26 protein-coding genes are annotated in these 23,839 nt (G+C 37.0%); 9 read left to right on the top strand and 17 right to left on the bottom strand.

What is annotated here, in order from left to right:
• Positions 1 to 210 precede the first annotated feature (210 nt).
• The 4 genes from A3GQ_RS0109805 (at position 211) to A3GQ_RS0109820 (ending at position 2,995) form a co-directional block, all read left to right on the top strand.
• Entirely contained in the window at positions 211 to 477 is a 267-nt protein-coding gene (locus tag A3GQ_RS0109805; RefSeq protein ID WP_028776899.1) for a peptidoglycan bridge formation glycyltransferase FemA/FemB family protein, read from the top strand.
• Between the two features lie 87 nt (positions 478 to 564).
• Positions 565 to 987, top strand: a complete 423-nt coding sequence (locus A3GQ_RS0109810; RefSeq protein ID WP_245596764.1) for an ABA4-like family protein — start codon at positions 565 to 567, stop codon at positions 985 to 987.
• A gap of 71 nt (positions 988 to 1,058) precedes the next feature.
• The gene (locus A3GQ_RS0109815; RefSeq protein WP_028776901.1) at positions 1,059 to 1,526 is read left to right on the top strand and encodes a sensor histidine kinase; all 468 of its coding nucleotides are present in this window, start codon (positions 1,059 to 1,061) and stop codon (positions 1,524 to 1,526) included.
• Between the two features lie 428 nt (positions 1,527 to 1,954).
• The gene (locus A3GQ_RS0109820) at positions 1,955 to 2,995 is read left to right on the top strand and encodes an oxidoreductase (protein ID WP_028776902.1); all 1,041 of its coding nucleotides are present in this window, start codon (positions 1,955 to 1,957) and stop codon (positions 2,993 to 2,995) included.
• A 278-nt stretch (positions 2,996 to 3,273) separates the two neighbouring features.
• Here the strand turns inward: A3GQ_RS0109820 and A3GQ_RS0109825 are convergent, their stop codons facing one another.
• The 9 genes from A3GQ_RS0109825 to A3GQ_RS0109865 form a co-directional block, all read right to left on the bottom strand.
• The gene (locus A3GQ_RS0109825) at positions 3,274 to 3,750 is read right to left on the bottom strand and encodes a YfbM family protein (RefSeq protein WP_028776903.1); all 477 of its coding nucleotides are present in this window, start codon (positions 3,748 to 3,750) and stop codon (positions 3,274 to 3,276) included.
• Between the two features lie 360 nt (positions 3,751 to 4,110).
• A complete protein-coding gene (locus A3GQ_RS0109830) occupies positions 4,111 to 4,593 on the bottom strand; it encodes an endonuclease domain-containing protein (RefSeq protein WP_245596765.1) in 483 nt (160 codons plus the stop codon).
• Between the two features lie 404 nt (positions 4,594 to 4,997).
• Positions 4,998 to 6,116 carry an o-succinylbenzoate synthase gene (gene menC, locus A3GQ_RS0109835; RefSeq protein WP_028776905.1) on the bottom strand — a complete coding sequence of 373 codons (1,119 nt, stop codon included), beginning with the start codon at positions 6,114 to 6,116 and terminating at the stop codon, positions 4,998 to 5,000.
• Positions 6,117 to 6,136: 20 nt separating this feature from the next.
• Complete coding sequence (locus A3GQ_RS0109840) at positions 6,137 to 6,964, bottom strand: hypothetical protein (RefSeq protein ID WP_028776906.1); 828 nt, start codon at positions 6,962 to 6,964, stop codon at positions 6,137 to 6,139.
• A 28-nt stretch (positions 6,965 to 6,992) separates the two neighbouring features.
• Complete coding sequence (locus A3GQ_RS0109845) at positions 6,993 to 7,730, bottom strand: amino acid ABC transporter ATP-binding protein (protein ID WP_037464525.1); 738 nt, start codon at positions 7,728 to 7,730, stop codon at positions 6,993 to 6,995.
• A gap of 12 nt (positions 7,731 to 7,742) precedes the next feature.
• A complete protein-coding gene (locus A3GQ_RS0109850) occupies positions 7,743 to 8,396 on the bottom strand; it encodes an amino acid ABC transporter permease (RefSeq protein ID WP_156877642.1) in 654 nt (217 codons plus the stop codon).
• A 13-nt stretch (positions 8,397 to 8,409) separates the two neighbouring features.
• Positions 8,410 to 9,192, bottom strand: a complete 783-nt coding sequence (locus tag A3GQ_RS0109855; RefSeq protein WP_051271521.1) for a transporter substrate-binding domain-containing protein — start codon at positions 9,190 to 9,192, stop codon at positions 8,410 to 8,412.
• A 79-nt stretch (positions 9,193 to 9,271) separates the two neighbouring features.
• Complete coding sequence (locus A3GQ_RS23990; protein WP_051271523.1) at positions 9,272 to 10,432, bottom strand: amidohydrolase; 1,161 nt, start codon at positions 10,430 to 10,432, stop codon at positions 9,272 to 9,274.
• A gap of 42 nt (positions 10,433 to 10,474) precedes the next feature.
• Positions 10,475 to 11,320, bottom strand: coding sequence for a MurR/RpiR family transcriptional regulator (locus A3GQ_RS0109865; RefSeq protein WP_037464527.1), 846 nt, complete (start codon positions 11,318 to 11,320; stop codon positions 10,475 to 10,477).
• 380 nt (positions 11,321 to 11,700) lie between these two features.
• Here A3GQ_RS0109865 and A3GQ_RS0109870 point away from each other — a divergent pair, with 380 nt between their 5' ends.
• Positions 11,701 to 12,126, top strand: a complete 426-nt coding sequence (locus A3GQ_RS0109870) for a hypothetical protein (RefSeq protein WP_028776911.1) — start codon at positions 11,701 to 11,703, stop codon at positions 12,124 to 12,126.
• Between the two features lie 35 nt (positions 12,127 to 12,161).
• Here A3GQ_RS0109870 and A3GQ_RS0109875 read toward each other — a convergent pair whose 3' ends face one another.
• The 6 genes from A3GQ_RS0109875 to A3GQ_RS0109900 form a co-directional block, all read right to left on the bottom strand.
• Positions 12,162 to 12,722 carry an RNA 2'-phosphotransferase gene (locus tag A3GQ_RS0109875; RefSeq protein WP_028776912.1) on the bottom strand — a complete coding sequence of 187 codons (561 nt, stop codon included), beginning with the start codon at positions 12,720 to 12,722 and terminating at the stop codon, positions 12,162 to 12,164.
• A gap of 38 nt (positions 12,723 to 12,760) precedes the next feature.
• On the bottom strand, positions 12,761 to 13,669 hold the full coding sequence (locus A3GQ_RS0109880) for an MBL fold metallo-hydrolase (RefSeq protein WP_169818279.1): 909 nt from the start codon (positions 13,667 to 13,669) through the stop codon (positions 12,761 to 12,763).
• A 176-nt stretch (positions 13,670 to 13,845) separates the two neighbouring features.
• A complete protein-coding gene (locus A3GQ_RS0109885; protein WP_028776914.1) occupies positions 13,846 to 15,345 on the bottom strand; it encodes a sensor histidine kinase in 1,500 nt (499 codons plus the stop codon).
• The gene (locus A3GQ_RS0109890; protein ID WP_028776915.1) at positions 15,342 to 16,034 is read right to left on the bottom strand and encodes a response regulator transcription factor; all 693 of its coding nucleotides are present in this window, start codon (positions 16,032 to 16,034) and stop codon (positions 15,342 to 15,344) included. The genes A3GQ_RS0109885 and A3GQ_RS0109890 overlap by 4 nt, the downstream gene beginning before the upstream one ends.
• 388 nt (positions 16,035 to 16,422) lie before the next feature.
• The gene (locus tag A3GQ_RS0109895; protein WP_028776916.1) at positions 16,423 to 16,752 is read right to left on the bottom strand and encodes a hypothetical protein; all 330 of its coding nucleotides are present in this window, start codon (positions 16,750 to 16,752) and stop codon (positions 16,423 to 16,425) included.
• A gap of 156 nt (positions 16,753 to 16,908) precedes the next feature.
• Positions 16,909 to 17,406 carry a DinB family protein gene (locus A3GQ_RS0109900; protein ID WP_028776917.1) on the bottom strand — a complete coding sequence of 166 codons (498 nt, stop codon included), beginning with the start codon at positions 17,404 to 17,406 and terminating at the stop codon, positions 16,909 to 16,911.
• A gap of 232 nt (positions 17,407 to 17,638) precedes the next feature.
• Here A3GQ_RS0109900 and tnpB point away from each other — a divergent pair, with 232 nt between their 5' ends.
• Positions 17,639 to 18,766 carry an IS200/IS605 family element RNA-guided endonuclease TnpB gene (gene tnpB, locus A3GQ_RS0109905; protein WP_028776918.1) on the top strand — a complete coding sequence of 376 codons (1,128 nt, stop codon included), beginning with the start codon at positions 17,639 to 17,641 and terminating at the stop codon, positions 18,764 to 18,766.
• Between the two features lie 103 nt (positions 18,767 to 18,869).
• Here the strand turns inward: tnpB and A3GQ_RS0109910 are convergent, their stop codons facing one another.
• Entirely contained in the window at positions 18,870 to 19,919 is a 1,050-nt protein-coding gene (locus A3GQ_RS0109910; protein ID WP_028776919.1) for a hypothetical protein, read from the bottom strand.
• A gap of 4 nt (positions 19,920 to 19,923) precedes the next feature.
• Positions 19,924 to 21,690, bottom strand: a complete 1,767-nt coding sequence (locus tag A3GQ_RS0109915) for an HSP90 family protein (RefSeq protein WP_028776920.1) — start codon at positions 21,688 to 21,690, stop codon at positions 19,924 to 19,926.
• Between the two features lie 302 nt (positions 21,691 to 21,992).
• Here A3GQ_RS0109915 and A3GQ_RS0109920 point away from each other — a divergent pair, with 302 nt between their 5' ends.
• From A3GQ_RS0109920 to A3GQ_RS0109930, 3 genes are all read left to right on the top strand, one after another.
• On the top strand, positions 21,993 to 22,637 hold the full coding sequence (locus tag A3GQ_RS0109920) for a hypothetical protein (protein WP_028776921.1): 645 nt from the start codon (positions 21,993 to 21,995) through the stop codon (positions 22,635 to 22,637).
• A gap of 217 nt (positions 22,638 to 22,854) precedes the next feature.
• The gene (locus tag A3GQ_RS0109925) at positions 22,855 to 23,295 is read left to right on the top strand and encodes a MarR family winged helix-turn-helix transcriptional regulator (RefSeq protein WP_028776922.1); all 441 of its coding nucleotides are present in this window, start codon (positions 22,855 to 22,857) and stop codon (positions 23,293 to 23,295) included.
• A gap of 17 nt (positions 23,296 to 23,312) precedes the next feature.
• Entirely contained in the window at positions 23,313 to 23,735 is a 423-nt protein-coding gene (locus tag A3GQ_RS0109930; protein WP_028776923.1) for an organic hydroperoxide resistance protein, read from the top strand.
• Positions 23,736 to 23,839 lie beyond the last annotated feature (104 nt).

Here is a 23,839-nt window from a genome sequence, read left to right on the forward strand (position 1 = left end):
GGCAATTTTTTCAATCTATTTTCTCCTAGCTGAAATATTCCAAAAATCTCGTTCTATTGTAAAAAAGAGGAAATGTATATGTGTTTGTTTTCACTTTTTCCGTTATTCAAAGGATTCTATAATGAACCCAATCAGAGTGAAAACATCAAATATTGGGGGCAAGATAGATGGAAGCTTTTGTCCTAGAAGAATTAGAGTATTCGACAAAAAATGAATATACCTTATCAATTTGTTGATTTTATCACAGAAGAAGAGTATACAGCATTTGTTCAAAAACATAAAAAGAGCCATATCCTGCAAAGTAGTGAATGGGGCACGTTTAAAGCCTCGCTTGGAAACTGGAAAACATATCGTGTTGGCATCAGACAAGGAGATGAGTTATGTGCGGCTACAATGATACTGATCCGACAACTACCATTCCCTTTTTCACATAAATCTTTTGCTTATGCTCCTAGAGGGTTTGTAACCGATTTTTGAAAAAAAAGACATGATCCAATACATGACTGAAGAATTATTGGATACAGAAACGGGGCAAGATGAAACATGTTTGAGGTGATATTTACTTTGGGAAATGGTGTCATATTCTTTTGGCTGCTACTAATATTTTTACCAACATGGAAAGTTACCGTTCTTGTAGTAGAAAAAAAAATAATCCCATTTTATCTTGCATTATTGTATTCAATAGGAATCATTATGACTATTATTCAAAATGGATTTGGATTTATAAAAGATTTTGGTTCTGCCCAAGGTGTTATTCATTTGTTATCTGATCCTCAATTGGCTATTCTATGTTGGATTCACTTGCTCTGTTTTGATTTATTTGTAGGTCACATTATTATGGAGGAAAATCAGAAGGATAAAAATATTCCTCTCCCTCTACAATCTACTATTATGTTTTTCACCCTCCTTTTTGGACCCTTTGGTTATTTGTGCTTTTGGATAGCTAATTTTATAGGGAAGAAACGAAAGTTATCTACAGAAGATTAATTAATTTTATTGTGATTAATTGCCTTTCCATAAGAAAGGCAATTTTGTTTTTATCTAAATGGGAGACATCCGTGATCACTAAAAAACATTTAATAGTAAATCCGATTTTTCCATTGATAACTTTACGAATGTTGGTGATGGCATCCCTTACTTTTGTGGATTTTTTTATTCTTGAAATGCATGTCCGTGCAGAAAATAATCAATTTCAGCTAAATATCGAAGATGATGGAGTAGGTTGTGATCCATTTGCAATTGGGGTTCGGACTGAAAACTTGCAAACCGGTGTAAAAGAATTAGGTGGAAGATGTTCATTTTTTTTGAAAAAAGGGAATGGATTTATAACAGGAGTTGTTATTTCCATATGTATATTAGCGAAGGCACAGGGAAGAATCATATCTCTTCTATATAAAAAAATTGGAGATACGATATCGAACACAAGCAGCCTTGTTTGCATTAAAAGCAGGTCTATTGAGACTCCATACGACTATGCCTTTGGTGATTTATCAGAAGAGGAAGCGCGAAAGTCGTGGGATTCTTAGGTAGTTAACGCACTCACTCCATTTCTGCTTTGTACAACTCCCAAGTTCAGGGCTGTCTCATCAGCCCGTCCCATGCAGTTAGAAGTGTACCCACATGGCGGAACGCCTGCGACCAAAGGAAGTGCCTGTGGTATTACCAGCGTTCTAGTCCTCTTCCTGCCTCTAATGGTTTTACTCGGTAGGAGACAGATCCATTTGCTACCGAAACCCTATACCATTACATTTTCAAAGAACAAACCTACTAGCCGTAGGACGATAACCGATCATGTGTTCTATTTTGCGGAATATTCGTTGCCCTTGCAACCCCTTTTTTGGGGTTTGGAGCAACGCCGTCTTTCATCCCACGATTCAAACCATGGGCTTTCAGTCGGCAAAAGTCTGTAAAAAGAGATCGAAGAGACAAACTAAAAAAATAAGAGGGTGTTTCTATGCGGATGCTGAGAGTAGGCCTTATTGGTTATGGATTTTCCGGTGCAACCTTTCATGCTCCTTTCCTACAAGTACTGGAGAGCTTTGAAATTGCGAAAGTCCTATCTTCCAATCCAGAAAAAGTACAAGAAGATCTAGGTAATGTTGAAGTAGTTTCTGACATCCAGAATATTTTAGATGATTCTACGATTGAATTGGTGGTTATAACGACTCCCAATACACTTCACTTTGATATGGCAAAAAAATCGCTACTTGCTGGAAAGCATGTAGTAATAGAAAAACCAATGGTAAACACAGTGGAAGAAGCGGAACAACTCGTGAAACTGGCTCGAGAAAAAAATCGAATGCTTAGTGTATATCAGAATAGAAGGTGGGACAATGACTTTTTAACAATAAAACACCTTATCAACGAAGATGTTCTAGGCGAAATTCATACCTATGAAGCTCATTTTGATCGATACAGACCAAACGTACAAAATCGTTGGCGAGAACAAGTAGGGGCGGGTTCAGGAATTTTGTATGACTTAGGGTCTCATTTGATCGATCAAGCTTTACATCTATTCGGAGTGCCACAATTTGTGCAAGCAGATATTATGAATCAACGTGATAATGCTGTGACGGATGATTATTTCCATGTTGTACTAGGATATGATAGCATGCGCGTCATTTTACATGCTGGTTCGATCGTTCCAGCGAATGATTTAAAATATATTGTTCATGGTGAAAAAGGCAGCTTCATGAAATATGGATTAGATAGCCAAGAGGAAGCGCTAAAAGCAGGAAAGAAACCGATAGGAGAAGTTTGGGGCTTAGATGATCCAGTACATTATGGAGTGTTGACACTTGAAAACCAAGGAAATCCTCTATCTCAAAGGATGAAAACGATTCCAGGATCTTATCTCACGTATTATCAAAAAGTTTATGACCATATTGTTCATGGGGAAGATTCTCCTGTGACCGCAGAGGAAGGTTTAATGACGATTAAATTGATTGAGTTAGCAAAAGAAAGTAGCTTACAGAAACGAGCGATATATTTGTAGTCTAAATGAAAAATCCCTTATGCATTTAGCAGAGGGATTTTTTGTGCTTAGGGATAGGCAAAGTGATGTAGTCAACATTTTACTTCTCATTGTTACTCTAAATCGTATCAAATAGTCTGAATATTATTATTGCTTGCTATACTCTGTCATAAATGAAGAGTATAGCAAGGGGAAATCAATGGAAATATTAATAGCAGATGATGAAAAAAACATTACAGATGCGATCGAGTATGCTCTACGTCGAGAGGGCTTATCTTTATCATCCTGTCAAAGTGGCATCATAAAATATATATCAAGATTGCATTCTTTTTTTCAGAAGCAGATTGATAATACTTTGAAAGTAGCCTGAAATATTCCAATAGATGACTAAAATCATCTTGTGACCATGTCATCGGGTATATGTGCAAATTATTCATTTTATCTGGATTGTAATGGATGGCTAACTCTTGTTCGGAAAATTCGGAAAGAGCTGCTGATATCTTTTTCACTTGACTAGGTGTTTTATAGAATACGCTTATAAAATCACTGTCTTCCAATACATTTCCACCTAAGATAGTATTTGCAAGTATAGAATCTCCACCCCATGGAACACCAGTAAGCAAATAATGGATTCCATTCCATGCTTTATCCAAATCGAGAGATTCTTCAGCTAAGTGATCGTTATTAAAAACCACTTCTGTTAGTGAAATAGTATTTGCTAAAATAGATTGTAACAACTCTGGTGAAATTGCTTTTATATAACCAATCATACCCATCTTTTTAATTTCCTCCACTATTTAGCTATCATCTTTATAATTATATATAACTAGTATTGGTCAAGAAAAGAGTTAGACATATCTTTTATAATTTGATACTTGGGTTAGTAGGTGGCGGTGGTTTGTGTTTTCCCTAATATAAATACCATTTTTATCTCCAGAGTGGACCCATTCAAACTGTTATTTTGATCATTCCCCTTTTTTTGTGAGGTATTACCACCACCTATTTAGAAAACAAGAAAAGACGCTCTGACAGGTTTATCTGTCTTAGAGCGTCTTTTCTTACAGACTTGTGCCGACTGAAAGCCCACGGTTTCAATCGTGGGAGGATGGCGTTGCTCCAAACCCCGAAAAAAGGGGTTACGATGCTTTCAATTTATTTTCTATACGACTTAAACAAGATCCCAGTCTGCTATTAATATCACTACCTGAAAACCTCAATACACTCCATCCGTTCTTTCTCAGATATCGGTTTTTCCTCTCGTCATGTCGCTTTTGTTCTGGAGAAGAATGATAAGCCTTGCCATCACACTCTATTGCAAGTTTATAGCGAGGGATGGCGATATCGATAAAGTATTTCCCGCACGGTACTTGCGTTTTTAGTCGATACCCTTTCTGCTTCAGTAAATTATATAATTTGCGTTCGATCGGACTTTGCGTTTTAGCGTACTGAAAATCCCATGATATTTTCTCTTGCATGATCCAACATTCCAGCATTATTACTATTGCTCGAATAAAAGATCGACCAGAAGATAATTGCTTAATCCCTTGATATCTTTTTTTCCTATGTCTTGTGATCATCTTTTTCAAAAATGAATGAAACTTACCTGATCTAGCTGTCATTTCATCACCCTTAAAATGTAAGTTCAACCAATTAAAAATATTTTAACATTTATTTGCATGATTTTGATCATTAGCATAAAGAAAAACACCAGCCATCCAAAATGGATAACTGATGTTTCTTATATGGGTGATGCTAATCGCAATACACTTCAAATTCCTCTAGCTACTCCAAATCTTAAACTTTTCTTTAATCCTAAGATCATAATTATAACGAAAGGAATCACTTCGACTATTGAGAAAGATAACAGCAAACCAAATTTGGAAAAATACCTAAGGTTATTCTTAAATCGGAGTAACTAGTATGTAACATAGTGACTCCGCTTTTTCGTTTAGCCTAAATCTGTACTATCCGACATTCCATAAAATGGATAAACCCATCTTAAGAACAAGAGAAAAGACTATTTTCATGTATTGCTAGAAGTAAACGTCTTGCTGTATAGCGTATATTCCTGGATACGTTCTAGATCTGGTTCATACCCAATTCCCGTCTCATCTGGTACCGTTATCAGTCCATTTTCTACCGTAACGGCAGGAGCAATAATATCATGTTCCCAATAACGGGAGGATGCTGCTGTGTCTCCGGGCATAATAAAATTAGACAACGTAGTAATCGCTACATTATGTGCTCGTCCAATTCCGGATTCAAGCATACCCCCACACCAAACAGGAATATCATTAGCTTTACAGAAGTCATGAATTTTCTTTGCTTCGGTCAGACCGCCAACACGGCCTATTTTAATGTTGATGATTTTACAACTCCCTAGTTGGAATGCTTTTCGTGCATCTTCTACTGAATGAATACTTTCATCCAAACAAATAGGAGTTTGAAGTCGCCTCTGAAGTGTTGCATGATCCACAATATCATCGTGTTCCAAAGGTTGTTCAATCATGGTGAGGTTGAAAGCGTCTAATTGTTTTAAGTGATCGATATCCGCTAGTGTATAGGCAGTATTGGCATCTGCCATCAATGGAATATCAGGGAATTGCTCTCGAATGGCAGATAAGGGCTCTACATCCCAACCTGGTTGGATTTTGACTTTTATTCGTTTGTAACCTTCTTTTACATAACCTGCTACGAGGTCCAAAAGTTCTGGGATCGTATTTTGTATTCCGATGCTTATCCCGACATCGATCTGTTTTTTCTCTCCGCCTAATGCCTCTGACAGAGGAATGCCTTTTTGTTTGGCATAAATATCCCAAATCGCACCCTCAAGGGCTGATTTTGCCATGAAATTGCCACGGATGTGAGCGAATCGTTCGGACACTTCATCTGGATGTTCGACAGGGCGTTCGAGTAAGAGAGGGATAAGGAAATCATTCATGATGCTCCAATTGGATTTTACTGTTTCTTCTTTGTAATAAGGGTCAATAGCAGCAACAGATTCAGCCCAACCGGAGATACCATCCTTTGAACGGATTTCAACAAGTACAAAATCTTTGTCGTATTCTGTACCCAAACTTGTGGTGAATGGAGATAATAGTTGCATTTTCATATGACGTAACACGATATGTTTGATTTCGATCATTTGTCTCACCCCAAAATTCATTTAGATAGAACATAGTAGTGAAGTGCGTCTTTTGAGCTCTCGCTTTTCATAAAATCATCCACTTTCCAACCATGTTGGAAATAATGGGTGAAAACATCTCTTGTGTACATCCGCCATTGTTTGGCTAGTACCGCATCTTGTTTTTTCAGTGTTTGAAAAGATGCAGGTACAGGGACAATAAGCGAAGTAGTTGCTCCCATTTGATTTAGAACAATGGATTCTGGAGTAGGTAGACCATTCGGGTTTAAGGAAGTTTGGATAAGAGATAAAGATGTTTTCTTTGTATTTTGATGTTGTTTTTGATCTGCTTTTTGCGATACTTTATCACTTTTGATCCACCATTCGACCATAAAACGATCACTTGGCAGCCCTTCGTTGAGGGTGTCCGTCATTTCACCATAAAAATTAGGTAAGTAAGATCGGCAGATCGCACCTAATTTTTTTATATTGAGATATCCATTAGCAGTTTCAAGTGGATCGTATGTCCAAGTGATTAAATCGTAACCTTTGGCAAGCGCCTCTGTTCGTTGATGCCATTTTAGTTTGGCACCAATCCCGCTACTGCGATATTCAGGAGTAATGCCAAGAATATGAGAACAAAGATAAGTTTTTGTACCATTAAAACCAGCAAAACTATATTGAAAGCCAATTAGCTGATCACCATCATAAGCACCCAGCACAATTCCGCCATGTTTTACAGCTGTTGCTGTTTGGTGCACAGGTGTTGGGTCATCTCCATCCCAAACTTTTGCTTCTAAGTCACGAACTTGCTCTAGTTCCTCAGGGGAAGTCAAGAGGCGAATCTGTATGTTGGGAACTTTCATTACCAAATCCTCCTCGCAAAAAATCTGCTTATTTAATCGATACTAAGAAATTTTTCAGTTTTTGACTTTTCGGATGATGAAAAATTTCATCTGGAGAACCTGTTTCTTCGATGATCCCATTGGACATATAAATGACACGGTCAGAAGCATCACGAGCAAATGACATTTCGTGTGTGACTACGAGCATCGTCATTCCTTCTGCAACCAGCTCTTTCATCACAAGTAGCACTTCGTTTACGAGTTCTGGGTCCAATGCGGAAGTAGGCTCATCAAAGAGCATAATTTTTGGATTCATGGCTAAAGCTCGGGCGATAGCTACGCGTTGTTGTTGTCCACCAGATAGTTTTTTTGGATATACTTCTGCTTTATCTTGAAGTCCAACTTTTTTTAACAAAGTAAGCGCTTGTTTTTTTACATCAGACCGATCACGTTTGAGTACTCGAATGGGAGCTTCCATCACATTTTGCAAAACAGTCATGTGAGGAAAAAGGTTAAATTGCTGAAAAACCATTCCCACTTCACGACGAATTTGATTAATATGTCGCGATGATTCATCCAAATGTATGCCATCGATAATAATTGTGCCTTTGGAGATCTTCTCCAAATGATTTAAGCATCGCAAGAGTGTACTTTTTCCTGAGCCGCTAGAGCCGATCAGAGAGATGACTTCACCAGGATAAACTTGTAGATCAATTCCCTTGAGTACTTCTAAATCACCATAACTTTTGTGAACGTTTTCCATTGTGATTATCGGATTTTGTATCATCTTTCATCCCCCTCAATCCGCAACTGCTAACTTAGACTCAATTCTTCGTAAAACAAAGGTCAATAAGGTGGTCATGATCAAGTAAAAAATTGCCGCAGTAATATAAAATTCGATGAAGGCATAATTACTAGATGCGAATCGCTGTGATGTCATCATCAATTCGGAAACGGTAACAAGTGATGCAAGGGAAGAATCTTTCAACAAGGTAATGGATTCATTGCCGATCCCTGGAATACTGACTCGAAATGCTTGAGGAAGAATAATTCGTCTCATAATAGTAGGGTAATCCATACCTAAAGAAAGTGCCGCTTCCATCTGACCTTTGGGAATGGACTGGATTCCCCCACGGAAAATTTCAGCCATGTAAGCCCCTGCATTCATTCCTAGTGCGATCAAGGATGCAAGAAAAGGAGATAGCTCAATTCCTAGCTGTGGTAAACCGAAATATACCAAAAAGAGTTGAACCAACATCGGAGTTCCGCGTAAGACCCAAATGTAAAAATCAGCGAATAAGGATAAAGGTTTAATAGAGGAGATTTTCATTAATACAATGACCAATCCCAAGATCAGACCTATAAGAATGGACAAAATCGAGATTTCAAGGGTGACCCAAGATGCTTTGATAAGAAAAGGAATATATTTTTGCACTAATGTGAAATCCAGCATCTGCTATTCACCTCTACTTCCCACTGATGTCGGTCCCAAACCATTTTTGACTGATCTTAGCATAAGTTCCATCTTTCATTATTTCATCGATGATTCGATTAATCTCTGCCTTTAATTTGTCATCACCTTTGCGAATAGTGATACCAGCTTGTTCTGTATTTAATAATTTTCCTACACCTTTGGCGTTATATTTTTTTGTTTTAATGATTTGAGCACCTACACCACGATCGGTAGCAACTCCCTCTAATCGGCCATTAATCATATCGGAAAAAGCGAGGAAATCATTTTTGTATAGTTTTATATCTGCACCAGCTTGAGTTGCCATATCGGCTGCTGTAGTGGAAAGGGTGACACCAATCGCTTTTCCTTTCATTTGTTCAGGAGTTAAAGAAGAATCATTCATCACAAATAATTGGTTCCCTGTTACAAAGTAAGGATTGGAAAAATCCACTTTCTTCTTACGCTCTTCTGTAATAGCCATATCGGAGACGATAATATCGTATTTATTTGCGATAAGTCCTGGAATCATGCTATCCCAAGGGGTTTGTACTAAATTTACTTTTACTCCTAACCGTTTTCCAATTTCTTGACTTATCTCAGGATCAAAACCAGCTAGTTTGTTTTTCGAATCCATAAAATTGTATGGAGGGTAAGCGCCTTCAATTGCAATGTTGATAACTTTTTTGGATTTGATTTGTTCTAATGTATCTGTTTTTGCTCCACATGCTGACAAAATAAACAGAGATAACATAGCGAGGAGTGTGAGACCTAAGAGTTTTCTACGTTTTTTTATCACGATATTTCCTCCTTAGAAGTGAACATCCATTATTGAGTTTTATCATTTCCTTTTGCATCCTACTGTTGATCTCGTATATCTAGTCTTCCTTGTTGTCCGTACGGTGATGGTGAAAGTTGCAGTTATTCCATAAGACAGTTGTTAAAATTTCAGTACCATAGATTAGTGCATCTGTACGGAAATGCATATGTGGATCATGTAATCCAGGACGGAGGTCGCAACCAAGTCCAACCATGGTGGAAAGCATTTCTGGTTGATGCTGAGAATAGAAATGAAAGTCTTCTCCTCCGGGCGAAATACAGACAGGAACAATATGGTTGGAGCCAAGTACGGATGCAATTGCTTGAGTCACTTTAATGATAGCGCTATCATTTTTGATAGCAGCAGGCACTTGATCAGCGCATTTCCATTGAATCATTGTACCTGTTTTGTTCATAACGTTATTTATGATGGTGGCAATTTTTTGTTGTAGCAGAGCCATGGTTTCATTGTTCTGGGCCCGTACATCTAAAGCGAATACGGCATGTTCTGGAATGACGTTGGAACTGCCAGCATGACCAGATTCTAGATGAGTCATCGTTACAGAGAAAATAGCATTTGGTATCTCCATTTGTTGCAGCTCTCGGATAAGCTCAGATGCAGAGATCAAGGGATTAATTCCTTCTTTTGGCCGAGCTGCATGGGCTTGTTTACCCATTATTTTCCCTTTGATTGTGGCAGAAGCTCGATGAAGAATTACTGGTGAAGCCTTGCCATAAGGTACTTCCATCCATGGTCGAAGATGGATACCGATTAACAAGGAAACTCGATCAAGCACTCCATCTTGGATCATTTGCAAAGCGCCAGCTCCAACTTCTTCTGCTGGTTGAAAGATGAAACGAACTGTTTTATCGAAAGTTTGTTTTAAAGATGCTAACCATAGTGCGGTGTGGAGAACCATGGTGCTATGAGCATCATGGCCACAGGAATGATTGGGTATGACTTGTCCGTCTACTTCTTGTACAAGTGCATCCATATCTGCACGTAAGGCGATCACTTCTTTCGTTTTGCCAGGGATTTCAGCAAAAAATCCATGATGATTGGCAAATCGTGTGAGGATCAATCCCGCATCAGCTAAACGAGTCTGCAGATAGACAGAAGTTTTTTCTTCTTTCCAACTAGGCTCAGCTAGTGCATGTAATTCTTCATATGTTTGGATGATGTTTTCTTTTTGTTGAAGTAAATAATGGTTTGGAAACATTTTTTTCCCCTCTTTAAAAAGTCTCAAGGACAAAATGAGGACCTATTCCAGAAACACCTCCCCGCTGGTATACAAACGTTCTAAACGTTGTTTTCTTTTTTGGATTTGGGATGGATTCCGTCTGCTGACAGCAAGCAAAATCAAGTCCAATAAACCAATAACTGGAACGATAGAATCGGTACCTGTGCCTATATTTTCTTCTGTGATGAGTGTTATATCTGATATCCTTCCAACAGGGGAGAGATAAAGATCTGTCACGGAAATAATTTTAGCTCCCAGTTGCTTTGCATTTTCTGCAATTTCAATCGTTTCTTTGGTATACCTTGGGAACGAAATGACAAATACAACCGATTTATCTGTAAGATCACAGATTTTTTCATATATCAGACCTTTGGGTTCAGAAAGAGAGACATGTTCCCGAAACGTACTTAACATAAAAGAGAACCAATGAGCAGGTCCATAAGAAGATCGAGATCCAATAACGAGAATTTGGTCTGCATCTAGTAAGGCATCTGCCACTTTGAGTAGGTTGACCAAATCCAACTGATTGACGGTTTGTTTCAAAATGGAAATGTCATTTTGAATGAGTTCAACGAATGGCGCTAAGCTATCATCTGCATAGTCCATTTTTTCCTCCACAACCGTCTCACGGCCATTGACGATCTGACGTTGGATAAAGGATTGCATTTGAGAAAAGCCACTGAAACCTAGTGCATAAGACAAGCGAGTAACTGTCGTCTCACTGACTTGAACTTTCCGCCCAATCTGTACAGCAGTACGAAATGCGGCCTCCTCCAGTTGCTGGAGTAAGTATTCTGCAACTTTTTTTTGGCCAGGTGATAAATTTTCAAAATGTTCTTTGACTAATTGCGCAAAAGATATATTCAATCGCTATTCCTCCAAATGTTATTTGAAGAAGTTTATACTACAATTTAAATTAAAAAAGAAGTTTATACTTCTTGATTTGAATTATAGCATAGAATTGTAATTGTACAATTCCTATTAAAAATATATGTGGATTCTGATTTTGATGAATTATTTAGGGAGTAAGTTGTTAAAACTCTCATTTATGTTTGGAAAAGAATAAAAAATACTGATATCAACCAATAAGACTATGGTTACAGAAGCAAAAGTTAAAGAATTTATCAATTATTCTAATGAAATTAAAGGTATTTTGTTCTATAATAATCATACTTAGTAGAAAAATTCTTATATTTCGATTATGTTATGGTGTTGGGTTAGTTAGCTATGATGAGGAGTGAAAGTCCATGGGATTAATAGTCAGAAGAAACAAAAAAAAGCTGGCTCTGCTTGTACTGGGTTTACTAACATTGGTTGTTGCTATGATACCAACAACGGAAGCTTTTGCATCGTATCAACCTGTTCTAAATAAACAATTCATGACCTATAATACTACTGAAGCTTTTAAGTATATTCGTGGTGGTCTAGGTATTAAAGTGTATTGCAAAAATACGAAAGGTGCATACCATACAATGTTTTTGCAACGCAAGATGCCTACTGGAAAATGGGAAAATCGTGGAGTGAGAACCATATATTGCAATAAAGGATCTTTTCATTACAATTATTTCTATATCTCCAATACCGTTTCGGGTCAATACTACCGCTTACATTTTGCAAACTCAAAAGAATTTGTCTCCACAACAACATTGAAAGTGGAAGTCAATCCAAACTAATGGAATCAAATCAACAATAAAAAACAACCACTTTCTTAGAAAGTGGTTGTTTTTTTGCTGTCAATATATAGAGATGGTACATGATCCGTTAACCAGACACCATTGTCTGACAGAAAGAAGTGATAACCATCTTTCTCCATTTGGTAGGCGTTGATAGTAAGAATTACAGGAGAACCATGCCGTTTGCCTACATCCCATGCAGTATCTTTGGAGAGAGAAAGGTGGACGTGGTGACGAGATTTTTTTATCAATCCATTTTTTAAGATGTTGGCAACATGTTGTGTTGAAGTTCCATGGTAAAGAATTGGAGGGGGGGATGTTGGTTCATAACCTAAATCAACATTTATCGAATGACCTTGACTTGCTCTTATGCGTAGCTTTTGTTCATCAAAGGCAAAACGCTTTTTGTTGTTGGTGTCGATGATGAATTGTAATTCTTCCATTGTTAATGGTTTTCCGTGTTTTGCGCATCCAGCTAATAGCTGGGAGACAGAAACCCAACCATTTTTGTCCAATTTTAAGCCGATGAGTTCTGGTTGATGACGTAAAATTAGGCTAAGAAATTTACTTTTTTGTCTTACCAATCTTTCATCCATTTTATTTCCTCTTGTTCGTGATGTATTTTAAGACGTATCTAACTTTTAATGGTAACAACATATAACACAGGGCTTGGTTCCGAATTGGCTTGGGAATAGTAAATGCTATTGATTAACAATTTGTTATTAGAAGGACTCCATGCCATCACTCCACCTGGGATATTGACTGCTAACATAGAAGGATGTCCATTTTTTAAATCCGATACGAATAGTTCTGTTTGTTCAGTTGCACTACTTTTTGTCACCATGTAAGCTATCTTTGTAGAATCTTCAGACCAACAGGTACTAGTAATAAATGGAGCAGTTGCTACTGTTGATCTGATTTTCCCAAACAAATCCATTACCATTAGTGTTTCAGTGGCTTCGATTATACCAAATGGCCAGTCTTTTTGTTTTTTAATAGAGGTAAGTTTTTTGACTGCTAGATATTTTTTATTTGGGGACAGTACAAAAGTACTTACTGAATCCATAAGTGTCTTCTTTTCTTTAGTTTTACTATTCCAAACCATTAGATTATCTTCTTCTAAATAAAAAAACTGATCCTGTACTTTGACTAATTGAAAGTTGGATATATCTGAAAGAGGGAAATCATCACGTTTCAAGATATGATTTATTGTTGTTATAGTCCCATTTATATTCATCATATGGATTTTACCAGTTATCGTGGCGAAGATAAGATTTTGATTATCAATCCAGCTAATGGATGCTAAATCTTCTGTTATAGGTACATCTATTTTCTTTTTGGTCGCAACATTCATTACAACATTTTTTTTACTTGTATAATCTAACAAGTACTTTTTATTTGGTGAGAGGAGATAATACTTTTCTGTTGTGTAAACAAGACGATTTGTTTTTTTTGTATTCAACTTATATTCGTGAAGATTGATATCTAATATCGTGTCGTTTTTAAGCCAATCAATTGCAGAAATATTTTTGTAAATCTCCATTTTTTTCATGTCCACTTTATTGAACTGAACATTGTCATTCTCACGTACCGTAATCCCATCTGTATTCGATTGACAACCAAAAGTTAGGAAAATTAAGGTTATCGTAAATACATGAACCATTTTTTTTATGTTTTTTACCTCCCTATTCTTCTTCTTGGTGTAAAAAGATTCAAGCGTTATGCCTTCTGGGAGTTATTCCATTCCAAATAGAGAGGAAAAGAAAGCGTAACTTCTGTCCCAGCATGATTTTTGGCAGGGTGAATGGTAATGGTTCCTTGTTGATCTTCTACTAATCGTTTAACAAGTGCTAATCCTAAGCCTGTTCCTCCAGATTGTTTGGAACGATCTTTACTAACGGTAAAGAATGGTTCAAATACTTTCTCACAAGCATCTGTTGGTATTCCAATACCTGTATCGATGATTTGGATGATTAGCATTTCTCCTTTTATTTCGCTCTTAGCCACTATCTTTCCACCTGGAATATTGTATTTTATGGCATTGTCTAAGAGATTAATAAAGATCAAATGAAAGCTTTCTTTATCAAACCATAGTGTAGCTTTTTGGAGATCAGCAGAGATCGACACATCAAATTTTTGTGCTTTGCCTTTCATGCGATCGCATAGTTCTTCTAATATTTCCGCTGATTCTATTTTTTCTTGCTGTAACTCAAAATCATATTTCTCAAAAGAAGCTAGCTGGAGTACTTTTTCCACTAAGTTGTACAATCGCTGTGCTTCTTTCTTTACATTTCCTCGTGCATCTTGAACTAAGCTTGGATCATCCTCATATAGTTCTAATAAATCCATATAAGCAAGAATAATGGACAATGGTGTTTTAAATTCGTGGGTAATATTTCCGATAAAAGTCTTTTGTTGATTTTCCAATTTCTTTAGTTTATCAATTGCAAGATTTAAGGTTGCTTGTTTTTGTTCCATTGCACGGACATGAGCTTCGATTCGCTGACTCATCGAGTGGATTCCTTGTCGCAGTTTGCCTAATTCGTCCTTGCGATTAGTGGGGGTGATTGCTTGATAGTTCCCTTGTTCAATTTGTTCAGAGGCTTCTTTTAATCGTAAAATTTCATTGGTAATACGGTGAAAGTAAAAATAAGCAATCAAGAAACTAGCAATAACCACAAGTGCACCTATTTGAATAAAAAACCGTTGTATCCTTTGAAGGAAAAGCTGACTTTCTTTTAACGGATAAGCAAATCCGATCACACCATCAAATCCATCATTTAGCGGTGCTACATAGTACAATGTATTTCCTTCTGTTTTAAAAGCAATTTTATTTTCATCGGCATACTGAAACAATTTCAAATCTGTATTTTTAGAGGAAGTAAAAGGGCGATCTGCGATAGTTTCACCATTGTCACCATGAATAAAGAGTTCTACATGCATTCCTGTCTTCATTTCTAAATGGGTGGTAATCGCTTCCCTTTTTTTAAATAGAATCGTTCCTCGTATAGAAAAATTGTTTTGGTAACTTGGTTCGGATATAATGACTTGCTCTACGTACTCTTGAGCAGTATTGCTTGCATCTTTTAAAAAAGTTTCTTGTTGTCTTTTTTGATCTTGATCAATTTCTTTTATGATCATAAAACCTAAAATAAAAACGGTCATGCTTAAGAGCAGTGCCAAAAAGATACTGGACTTTAATTTTAAGCTGTTTTTCATGCTTCTAAATCCAATTGGACTGCTTTATAACCAACTCCATGTGATGTTTTTAATAATTTGTCATAAGGTTTTCCTAGCTTTTGACGAAGCCGTCGAATATGGATATCGACTGTACGTGTACCTCCAAAATACTCGATTCCCCATACCAAATCCAGTAGCTCTTCTCTTGTGAAAACCCTCTCTATATTATCGATCAGCAGAAACAATAGATCGAACTCTTTTTGAGTTAGGGTTATGGTATTTCCTTTTAACGATACTTTTCTACTTGATTTATCAATCGTCAAATCAGATATGCTGTGTGTTTCACTCGAGTTAGGCTGATGGAATGGTAATCTACGTAGCAATGATTTTACTCTTACTAATACTTCTCGTATATCAAAAGGTTTGGTGATGTAGTCGTCAGCTCCTAACTCCATCCCTACTACTTTATCGACGATATCATTTTTGGCTGTCAGTAAAATAATTCCTAGATTTTTTTGTGACCCTATTTTTTTGCAAATATCATACCCACTCATTTTTGGCATCATCACATCTAAAATCGCTATATTTGGTTGGTAGTGCATAATCTGCTCATATGCTTCTTCGCCATCGTGTGCCACCTTTACTAAAAACCCTTCTCTTTGAAGAGCATAGGAAAGTATTTTTGTCATGCTTTTTTCGTCATCTGCGACTAAAATTTTTGCTTGCAGTAAGATCTCCTCCTCAGAAGGATAATCTTTATTTTCGCAAAAAAACGAAAAATAAGAAATACCGAAAGAAAACAATCTTGCGAATTCATTTTTACGCAAAAAGAGTTTACGTGTCATATCCATGGTCACCCCTTGTTGGAATAGGTATTGGAGATAAAGAAAGACCTGAGAGACCTGTGCAGGTTTCCTCAAGTCATAATTTGGGTAAAAGCTCATTTAGAAAAGATGTATATGTTTTTAGGTTGGAAATGGAATTTGGTTTACTCATACACTCACTATCGCAATTGAAAATAAATTCAACCTGATAATTTCAGCATAGTAGAGGTAACCGAACCCATCACCTGTAAGCAGGTCATCAGGTTGGCCCAAAATTTTTTCTACTTCTGCATCAGTGATAAAAAGATAATTGTTTACCGTTGTAAGTTGCTTGATTATTATTTAATTCATCTGGTTTGCCCCATAATTGATTGGTATCATCAATCGTCAAATCATCGACAGGCTTTCGTTCTTTCCCATTTGGTGCTTTTCCTTGTTTTGCTACCTCCAATGCTTCTAGGATTAATTGTTTGTGTTCAGATGATACGAATGTTGTTTTTTTCGTAGAGACGGTTTGAGTTGTAGGATCTGAATTAGCGATATCTGCTCCTGATGATGAACACCCTACTTGTAACAGTGCAATAGAAGCAAAAGCGATGGATAGAATTGTTATTTTTTTCATTTTTATAATTTCTTTTCGTTGATTTGCAATTATTATAGTTTCCATTTTTTTCGAAAAAGAATAAATTTTGTTTCCGAAATGTAAAATATTTTGGAGTATGAAAAAAACAGGACATTCATCATCGAATGTCCTGTTTTTTGTTTTTTTTATAATAGCCTACATTAAGGGTTCTTTTCCTTGAGCAATCCAGTCTTCTCTTGTTGGGCCATACATTCCTGGTATACTCAAACCTGCTTGTCGCATAAGTACGGTCATCTGTCCACAGTGATGAATCGTATGATTGAGTACAAAACGAAGGGCAACTCCAAATGTCCATTTTTGTCCAAAGAGAACTACGGTTTTCTTCAAAGTTTTGTCTTTCCAATTATTTGTTACCGATTCTAGTAAAGCATTCGTTATTTTTTGATACTCCAGAGAGATATGGTCTGCTGAGTTTACTTGTTCCTCATTTGGTTCTAGAGCAGGCATAGGCAATCCGAGCATGGTTGCAAACTGAAAAGAAGATATGACATGCCATGCTAGTTCCCCTAATGAACGGTGGTCTTCTGTAATTCTCAAGTCAAGAGATTCATCCGTTAACGCTTGAAAGAGTCTTTGGGTTTGTATCATGTGCTCAATAAACTCTTCACGAAACTGATCAATGGTGACAAACATGCTACTATCCCCTATCTATTTTCTTTAATTATAAGATTTGCGAGGGAGAAAACCAACGATTTAAATCGTTGGATGATAGCGAGCGTGGGACAAGAGAGGGTTAATCCTCGCAAAAGTCCGATAATATTTTTTTGAAAGCATCTTTACAAACATACATTCGATTGATAAGCTATTCCCACTAATTCATGGAAAATGCCATGTAAGTGTCTAGATAGAAGGAAAGGAGAAGCAAATGCACAAGGCGTTTCAGTATCGATTGTACCCAACAACAAAACAAGCAGCACTCATCAACAAGTCGATTGGCTGTAGTCGGTTTGTATTTAACCACTTTTTGGGCAAGTGGAACGATACCTATAAGGAAACGGGAAAAGGTCTCACCTACCTTCTTTGCTCCAGTCTGTTAACGGCGAAGAAAAAAGAATTCGAATGGCTAAAAGAAGTCGATTCCACTTCGTTACAAAACACACTAAAAAACCTAGCGGATGCTTTTTCTCGTTTTTTCCAAAAACAAAATAATGCACCGCGTTGGAAAAGCAGAAGAAATAAAATGCAGTCCTATACCAGCCAATGCAACTACCCAAAGAAGGGAAAGCCAACCATCGAAGTAGAGGGAAACAAGATCAAACTTCCTAAGCTAGGATGGGTGAAGTTTGTTAAGTCGCGTGAAATCAGTGGACGTATCTTGTCTGCTACGATTCGTCGGACTCCATCAGGAAAGTATGTTGTTTCGATTCTGTGTGATGGGTGCTTTTGTCGCCATGTTCCAGCAAGAAAGGACGCAGTGGGAATCGACTTGGGCTTGAACGATTTTGCCATCCTTACGGATGGAACAAAAGTCAAACCAAATCGGTTTTTTCGTCACTATGAAAAGAAGCTAGCGAAAGCACAGCAAATCCTATCCAGACGTACCAAGGACGGTTCAAACTGGAAAAAAGCCAGAATCCAAGTAGCAAAAATCCATGAAAAAATCGTAAACGCACGCCATGATTTTCTTCAGAAACTGTCTACGAAGCTGATTTGCGAAAACCAAGTGATCAGCATCGAAGACTTGCAAGTGAAAAACATGGTCAAAAATCACAAACTAGCGAAATCGATAACGGATGCTTCTTGGTCTGAATTTACCTCCATGCTAGAGTATAAGGCAAAATGGTTTGGAAGAAACCTTGTAAAGGTGGGAAAACAATTTCCATCGTCCCAACTATGCTCCTGTTGTGGGTATCGAAACAAGGACGTAAAGGATCTGAATCTTCGATCATGGACATGTCCCAAATGTAACGAAGAACATGACAGGGATATCAACGCTGCCCACAACATTTTGCAAGAAGGTATAAAACTCATTGCCGCAGGGCTTGCGGTTTAAGCTTGGAATAGATCCTATCGAAGATGGGAGTTCCCAAGAATCACACGGCTTCAGCCCTGTGGAGTGTCAAACAAGAATAACCCTGACAAAAAAATGGTCAGGGCTATGAGAATGTTTGTCGAAGTTCATTGATTTCGGATTGAACATGGTTGATTCTTTTTGTATAAACATCGGTCTGATTTTGCTGATCAAACAGATGAGCCAGTCGATTCATTTCTTGTTTGATATCTTCGATTGTATTAAGTTCGGGTTGGCGAACTGCTTTTTTGTCTTGATCATCAAGCATATTCCAAAATGCAGTAGCTACTGCATAAAAGTTGTATTTGATAAGCGATTCATCTGAATCCAAAGCTTCTGGTAAAAAATTTTCGAATAAGGAAATCGCTTTGGGTGTATTGGTGATTGTTGTGTACTGAAATAGCTGAATGATTATCTCTAAAAATCCCGTCTGATTATAGACCAGTTCATAACACTTTTGAAAGTATTTTTCTGCTTCTGCTTTATGATTAGCGTGTAAAAGAGGAAGCAGAAGGTCTCCATAGGTACGATGTGGGACACTGTGGCAAGATGCTCTGCCTTCTAAAATCGGTTGTGCAACAGCTAGTGCTTCATCTAATTTGCCTAAGTAAAGAAGCGCTTTTGTCTGATTTGCCAATGTACAAGCATGACAATCGGACAGTGAATCACTTGGTTCTTTGATCCATTTTGCATAATAGTGTTCTACTTCTTTTGGCTTATCCAAAAGCATTGCGAGTTCTTGTTTCATAAAGTAATAGAAATGTGGACCATGACCGGTCTGCATAAATCGTTTTTTCAAATCCTCCATCATTTCTTCTACTTTTGCTAATTCGATATCTGGGAATAGGAGCAAACGGTCTACAACCCATTTGTAGTTCCACATCATCTGGTGTTCATTCCATATATCCGGATCTTTGTCATATTGAGCCAAGCACCAAGCAAAAGCGACAATCGCTTTTTCGCCATGACCAGAAAAAATCGCTGTGTCAACTAGTTCCATTCTCGCCTCAAATTGTGCATCTACATCCAGATGTATATCAGCATATCGAATTGCTTCTTCTAGTAATCCAATTTTTACTCGACCATTTGGAGCCAAATAAGCCTGATCCATTAACTCGTCAAATGTATTTTCCATTTTTCTATTCTCCTAACCCACGTTCCATAAATGAGATTAATCCCTTATTCAACAGATGGAATTCTTGTTTTTTTAGTGGATAGCTACCGAGTAAAAGAGCTTGTACATAAAGCATTTCTACTATCAATTGAATGAGTTTTGTATCCGTTGATTGGATTGCTTTTTGAATGGTTGGATTTTGAAAGTTGAAGCTGAGTTGAGCATAGCTAGGTTTGACTTTGCTGCTAGTTAACTGACTGATAATCGATGAAAATAAATCATTGGCTTCTTCTTTCGTCTGTTCGGTTGTCCGCAGAAATAGAGCTTCTTCGCTGGTTGTATATAGTGCTGGTAAATCTTCAGGTTGAAAATTTCTCATTTCAGCCGAACATTGATAAGGTTGTAGCACTTGATTTGCTATTTGAATAAAATCATATGTTTTTCTACGATCTGCTAGGTCTAGATCTGTAAATTGATACATAAAAGAGTTTGGATTAATGTGTTTAACCTGACACTCAGGGAAAACGCTTGTTAATCTTTGTAATAACTCTGTGTCATGTACATAAGCTCCATTGATAATACAAATAGACTGAGCTTTGGCTATTTGGTTTATTTGGCGAAACTCATCCATATTGGAGGTATACAAAATCGTTTTGGATTGATCACGAATTTCTTTCATCGTAAGTCGCCCAAAAGAAGTATGAAATGGAAGCCAATCGATAAAGAGCGCATATAGTTCATCGTCTTCCTGAGCTAAAAATTTGAGCGATTCATAATGGATTTGGATGATTTTTTTGAAAAGCTCTGGATTTGTTTTTGTTAATTGAACGAGATATCGTTTGATACATTCTCCAAGCTCTTTTTGCACTTTTTTTAGCCGCTTATCATTGGAGAATTCTTCTCGTGATGCAGTTGGTTTTAGTTCATTGACATTAAGAATACTGGTTACAAAGAAAGCCCAATCAGGGAGAATGCCCTCCACTTTTTCAGAAAGTAGCATCTGTTTCACATAAACCCGATGTTGTTTTTTGGCGTTTATCCGGATGGAATAGGGAAGAATATAAGCTACTCCATTTGCATCTCCCGATAGCGAATATAATGGGATAACATCTAGGTAGTTCATTTGCATTTTGTTATTTCCATAATGCAGTGCCTCTTCAAGATTCATGTCCCAAGGTGCTCGAATTGCATTCAGTTGGATGGGTTGATCGTCATAAAATTGGATGGGGTATGGCAGAAATTCTCCATAATGTTTGACTAACTCTTGAATTCTAGCTTTGGTGAAGTAAGATTCGAAACCTCGTTTGCTTTGCAGATAGATTTTTGTACCAACTTCCATCTCTTGTTCTAAGATTTGAATGGTATAGCTTCCATCTGGTTTTCCTCGCCATTCAATCGTCTTGGGTTCTTTGCTAGATCGAGTGAGTAAAACAATTTCATCACTGACAATAAAGCAAGACAGAAGACCCACTCCAAAACGGCCGATAAAATCCTGGGTATCTTCTTTGTTTTTAGAGGTTTGCCCGATTTGTGCTAAAAATTGGTGTACCTCTTGTTCGGTTAAACCTATCCCATTATCTTCTATATATAAAGTAGGTGATGCATTGTCTGATGTGAATAGTTCTAATCCGATTTGTCCCATGTGCACAGGGTCTACTTTTTGACGTGCAGTAACGGCATCTACTGCATTTTGGATAAGTTCTCGAACAAAGACTTGTGGTGTGCTGTATAAATGATTGGATAGTAGATCAATCATCCCTTTGAGGTTTACTTTAAAATGAAATTGATCCATATTTTATCTCCTTATTTTTTGCGTTTAAAATATAATGTAAATTTTATTATAAATAGTAGATTCGAACCAGCGATTTAATAGATTTTTATATAGAATTCGCATTTTGTATTCCTTTACATTCGAATTCTTTGTTGTTCCGATGAAATGACATAGAAATAGAAAGGGCTTTCAATTTTTGTGTCTAATTTGTGAAAAAAGAGGTGATTCCTAATCCAACCTCTGATAAAATAAGATTACTTCAATATTTTAAAAAAACATCCAATTGGCATGTGAAAAGTATGAAATAGATTAGGGGTGGATTTATGGAAAGAAAAATTGATAAAGCATTATCGCGCATTTTACCGAATGGACTACCAGATTATCCTGGTCTACCAAAACGATGGTTTTTGTATCCATATGGGCTTCTCATTTTCTTATTCGCTGTCCCTGGTGCTATTTATTATATTATCAGTAAAGCAATGGCCGAATTTGCTCAAAATCCAATGGGAGTTTCCATTATTTCTTCCGCTTACCTAGCTGTTCTCCTTATTAGTTTCTTTTTCATCATTCGTTTGAACATTCGCTATTGGTTGGTTTCTGTACCTATACCTCACACATTTGAGGAATTTGTATCTTTTGCAGAGTATATCGAAACGAATGGAAACAGGTGGCAAAAAATATTCATTTACGAGTACATTATAAGTAAATTTAATAATCAAAATGTAAGCGCTATCGAAGTGAAATTGGGAGTGGCTTACCTTCAAGAACAACCAGTTCGTCCAGAAGATCAAGAGGTTATCACCTCAGATCAAAAAAAGGGTATAGAATACTTAGAAAAAGCTCTCCAAACCAATGATAAAACGATCAAAAATTCAGCTCTGAAAACACTACGAGATTTTTATACAGCTCAGCATGACCATCAAGGGAATGATCAATTAAGAAAAATGGAATTAGCATATGGTGAATGAAAGTCAGAAGATAGCAGAAAATAAGAGGAGATACAAGAAAAGAGATTGCCAATAAAGGTGATCTCTTTTCTTTATGCCTTGTTTTCTTTTAACACTGTCGGTGAAGACTATTTGACAGCAAGATGGAATTATGATAATTTAATTGTGCACAATTAAATTGTTAACAATATAAAAAGGGTGCCTATGTGGAGGAAAGAGATTCAGGGGATAAGAGATGATGAGTAAAGAAACCATGCTTTATTTGGATTCACAACTTTGTTTTTCTATATATGCTTGTTCGAGAGAAGTAATTGGGTTGTATCGTCCGTTGTTGGACGATTTAGGTATAACATATCCGCAGTATCTGGTACTGCTGGTGCTTTGGGAACACAAAGAACGCACGGTTAAACAATTAGGAAAGGCGTTGTATTTGGACTCAGGTACCCTTACGCCAATGTTAAAAAGAATGGAAGTAAATGATTTAGTAAAACGATATCGTTCGCAGGATGATGAACGAGTAGTATGGATAAGTTTGACAGAAAAAGGGACATCCTTGAAAGAAAGAGCGTATTGTATACCTGAAGAACTATTTGAGAAAAGCGGGTTAACTGCTGAAGAAATGCAAGATATGTTACAGCGTTTACAAACATTGCTCAAACATATGAATGCATCAAAATAAGAAAAGAGGAATCATACATGCAAACGTTATATACTGCTAAAGTAACTGCTGAAGGTGGAAGAAATGGACGAGTAGTATCCGATGATGGAATCCTCGATTTGGATGTTAAAATGCCGAAATCACTAGGTGGACCTGGAGGAGAAGCAACAAATCCAGAGCAACTATTTGCAGCAGGGTATGCAGCGTGTTTTGATAGTGCTTTAAACCTCGTTACACGCAAAAAGAGATTGAAAGAAGTAGAGCATACAAAGGTAACTGCTAATGTTTCGATTGGTCGCGATACAGATAATGGACTTTCGTTAGCGGTTCAATTGGATGTCCAAGTTATTGGAGTAGATAAGAATACAGCTCAAGAACTAGTAGAAGCAGCCCACCAAGTATGTCCTTATTCTAGAGCAACAAGAGGAAATATTGATGTTATCATTCATGTAGTAGAATAATCAGCAAGAAGAAGCGAATCCATCTATAGGATTCGCTTCTTCTTGTTTTTAACCAACTTTACAAAAGTAAGTGAATGCCTTATACTAATAAAAAGTAAAGGGAA

The organism is Shimazuella kribbensis DSM 45090 (assembly GCF_000428065.1).
GTDB lineage: Bacteria > Bacillota > Bacilli > Thermoactinomycetales > Thermoactinomycetaceae > Shimazuella > Shimazuella kribbensis.

What these genes read in the sequence shown, in the direction of transcription:
- A3GQ_RS0109925 (WP_028776922.1), top strand. Translation starts at nt 22,855, where the DNA reads ATGAGTAAAGAAACCATGCTTTATTTGGATTCACAACTTTGTTTTTCT.
- tnpB (WP_028776918.1), top strand. Translation starts at nt 17,639, where the DNA reads ATGCACAAGGCGTTTCAGTATCGATTGTACCCAACAACAAAACAAGCA.
- A3GQ_RS0109850 (WP_156877642.1), bottom strand. Translation starts at nt 8,396, where the DNA reads ATGCTGGATTTCACATTAGTGCAAAAATATATTCCTTTTCTTATCAAA.
- A3GQ_RS0109805 (WP_028776899.1), top strand. Translation starts at nt 211, where the DNA reads ATGAATATACCTTATCAATTTGTTGATTTTATCACAGAAGAAGAGTAT.
- A3GQ_RS0109845 (WP_037464525.1), bottom strand. Translation starts at nt 7,730, where the DNA reads ATGATACAAAATCCGATAATCACAATGGAAAACGTTCACAAAAGTTAT.
- A3GQ_RS0109880 (WP_169818279.1), bottom strand. Translation starts at nt 13,669, where the DNA reads ATGGAGATTTACAAAAATATTTCTGCAATTGATTGGCTTAAAAACGAC.
- A3GQ_RS0109820 (WP_028776902.1), top strand. Translation starts at nt 1,955, where the DNA reads ATGCGGATGCTGAGAGTAGGCCTTATTGGTTATGGATTTTCCGGTGCA.
- A3GQ_RS0109840 (WP_028776906.1), bottom strand. Translation starts at nt 6,964, where the DNA reads ATGAAAGTTCCCAACATACAGATTCGCCTCTTGACTTCCCCTGAGGAA.
- A3GQ_RS0109930 (WP_028776923.1), top strand. Translation starts at nt 23,313, where the DNA reads ATGCAAACGTTATATACTGCTAAAGTAACTGCTGAAGGTGGAAGAAAT.
- A3GQ_RS0109875 (WP_028776912.1), bottom strand. Translation starts at nt 12,722, where the DNA reads ATGGATGAAAGATTGGTAAGACAAAAAAGTAAATTTCTTAGCCTAATT.
- A3GQ_RS0109910 (WP_028776919.1), bottom strand. Translation starts at nt 19,919, where the DNA reads ATGGAAAATACATTTGACGAGTTAATGGATCAGGCTTATTTGGCTCCA.
- A3GQ_RS0109900 (WP_028776917.1), bottom strand. Translation starts at nt 17,406, where the DNA reads ATGTTTGTCACCATTGATCAGTTTCGTGAAGAGTTTATTGAGCACATG.
- A3GQ_RS0109885 (WP_028776914.1), bottom strand. Translation starts at nt 15,345, where the DNA reads ATGAAAAACAGCTTAAAATTAAAGTCCAGTATCTTTTTGGCACTGCTC.
- A3GQ_RS0109870 (WP_028776911.1), top strand. Translation starts at nt 11,701, where the DNA reads ATGGGATTAATAGTCAGAAGAAACAAAAAAAAGCTGGCTCTGCTTGTA.
- A3GQ_RS0109825 (WP_028776903.1), bottom strand. Translation starts at nt 3,750, where the DNA reads ATGGGTATGATTGGTTATATAAAAGCAATTTCACCAGAGTTGTTACAA.
- A3GQ_RS0109920 (WP_028776921.1), top strand. Translation starts at nt 21,993, where the DNA reads ATGGAAAGAAAAATTGATAAAGCATTATCGCGCATTTTACCGAATGGA.
- A3GQ_RS0109915 (WP_028776920.1), bottom strand. Translation starts at nt 21,690, where the DNA reads ATGGATCAATTTCATTTTAAAGTAAACCTCAAAGGGATGATTGATCTA.
- A3GQ_RS23990 (WP_051271523.1), bottom strand. Translation starts at nt 10,432, where the DNA reads ATGTTTCCAAACCATTATTTACTTCAACAAAAAGAAAACATCATCCAA.
- A3GQ_RS0109895 (WP_028776916.1), bottom strand. Translation starts at nt 16,752, where the DNA reads ATGAAAAAAATAACAATTCTATCCATCGCTTTTGCTTCTATTGCACTG.
- A3GQ_RS0109830 (WP_245596765.1), bottom strand. Translation starts at nt 4,593, where the DNA reads ATGACAGCTAGATCAGGTAAGTTTCATTCATTTTTGAAAAAGATGATC.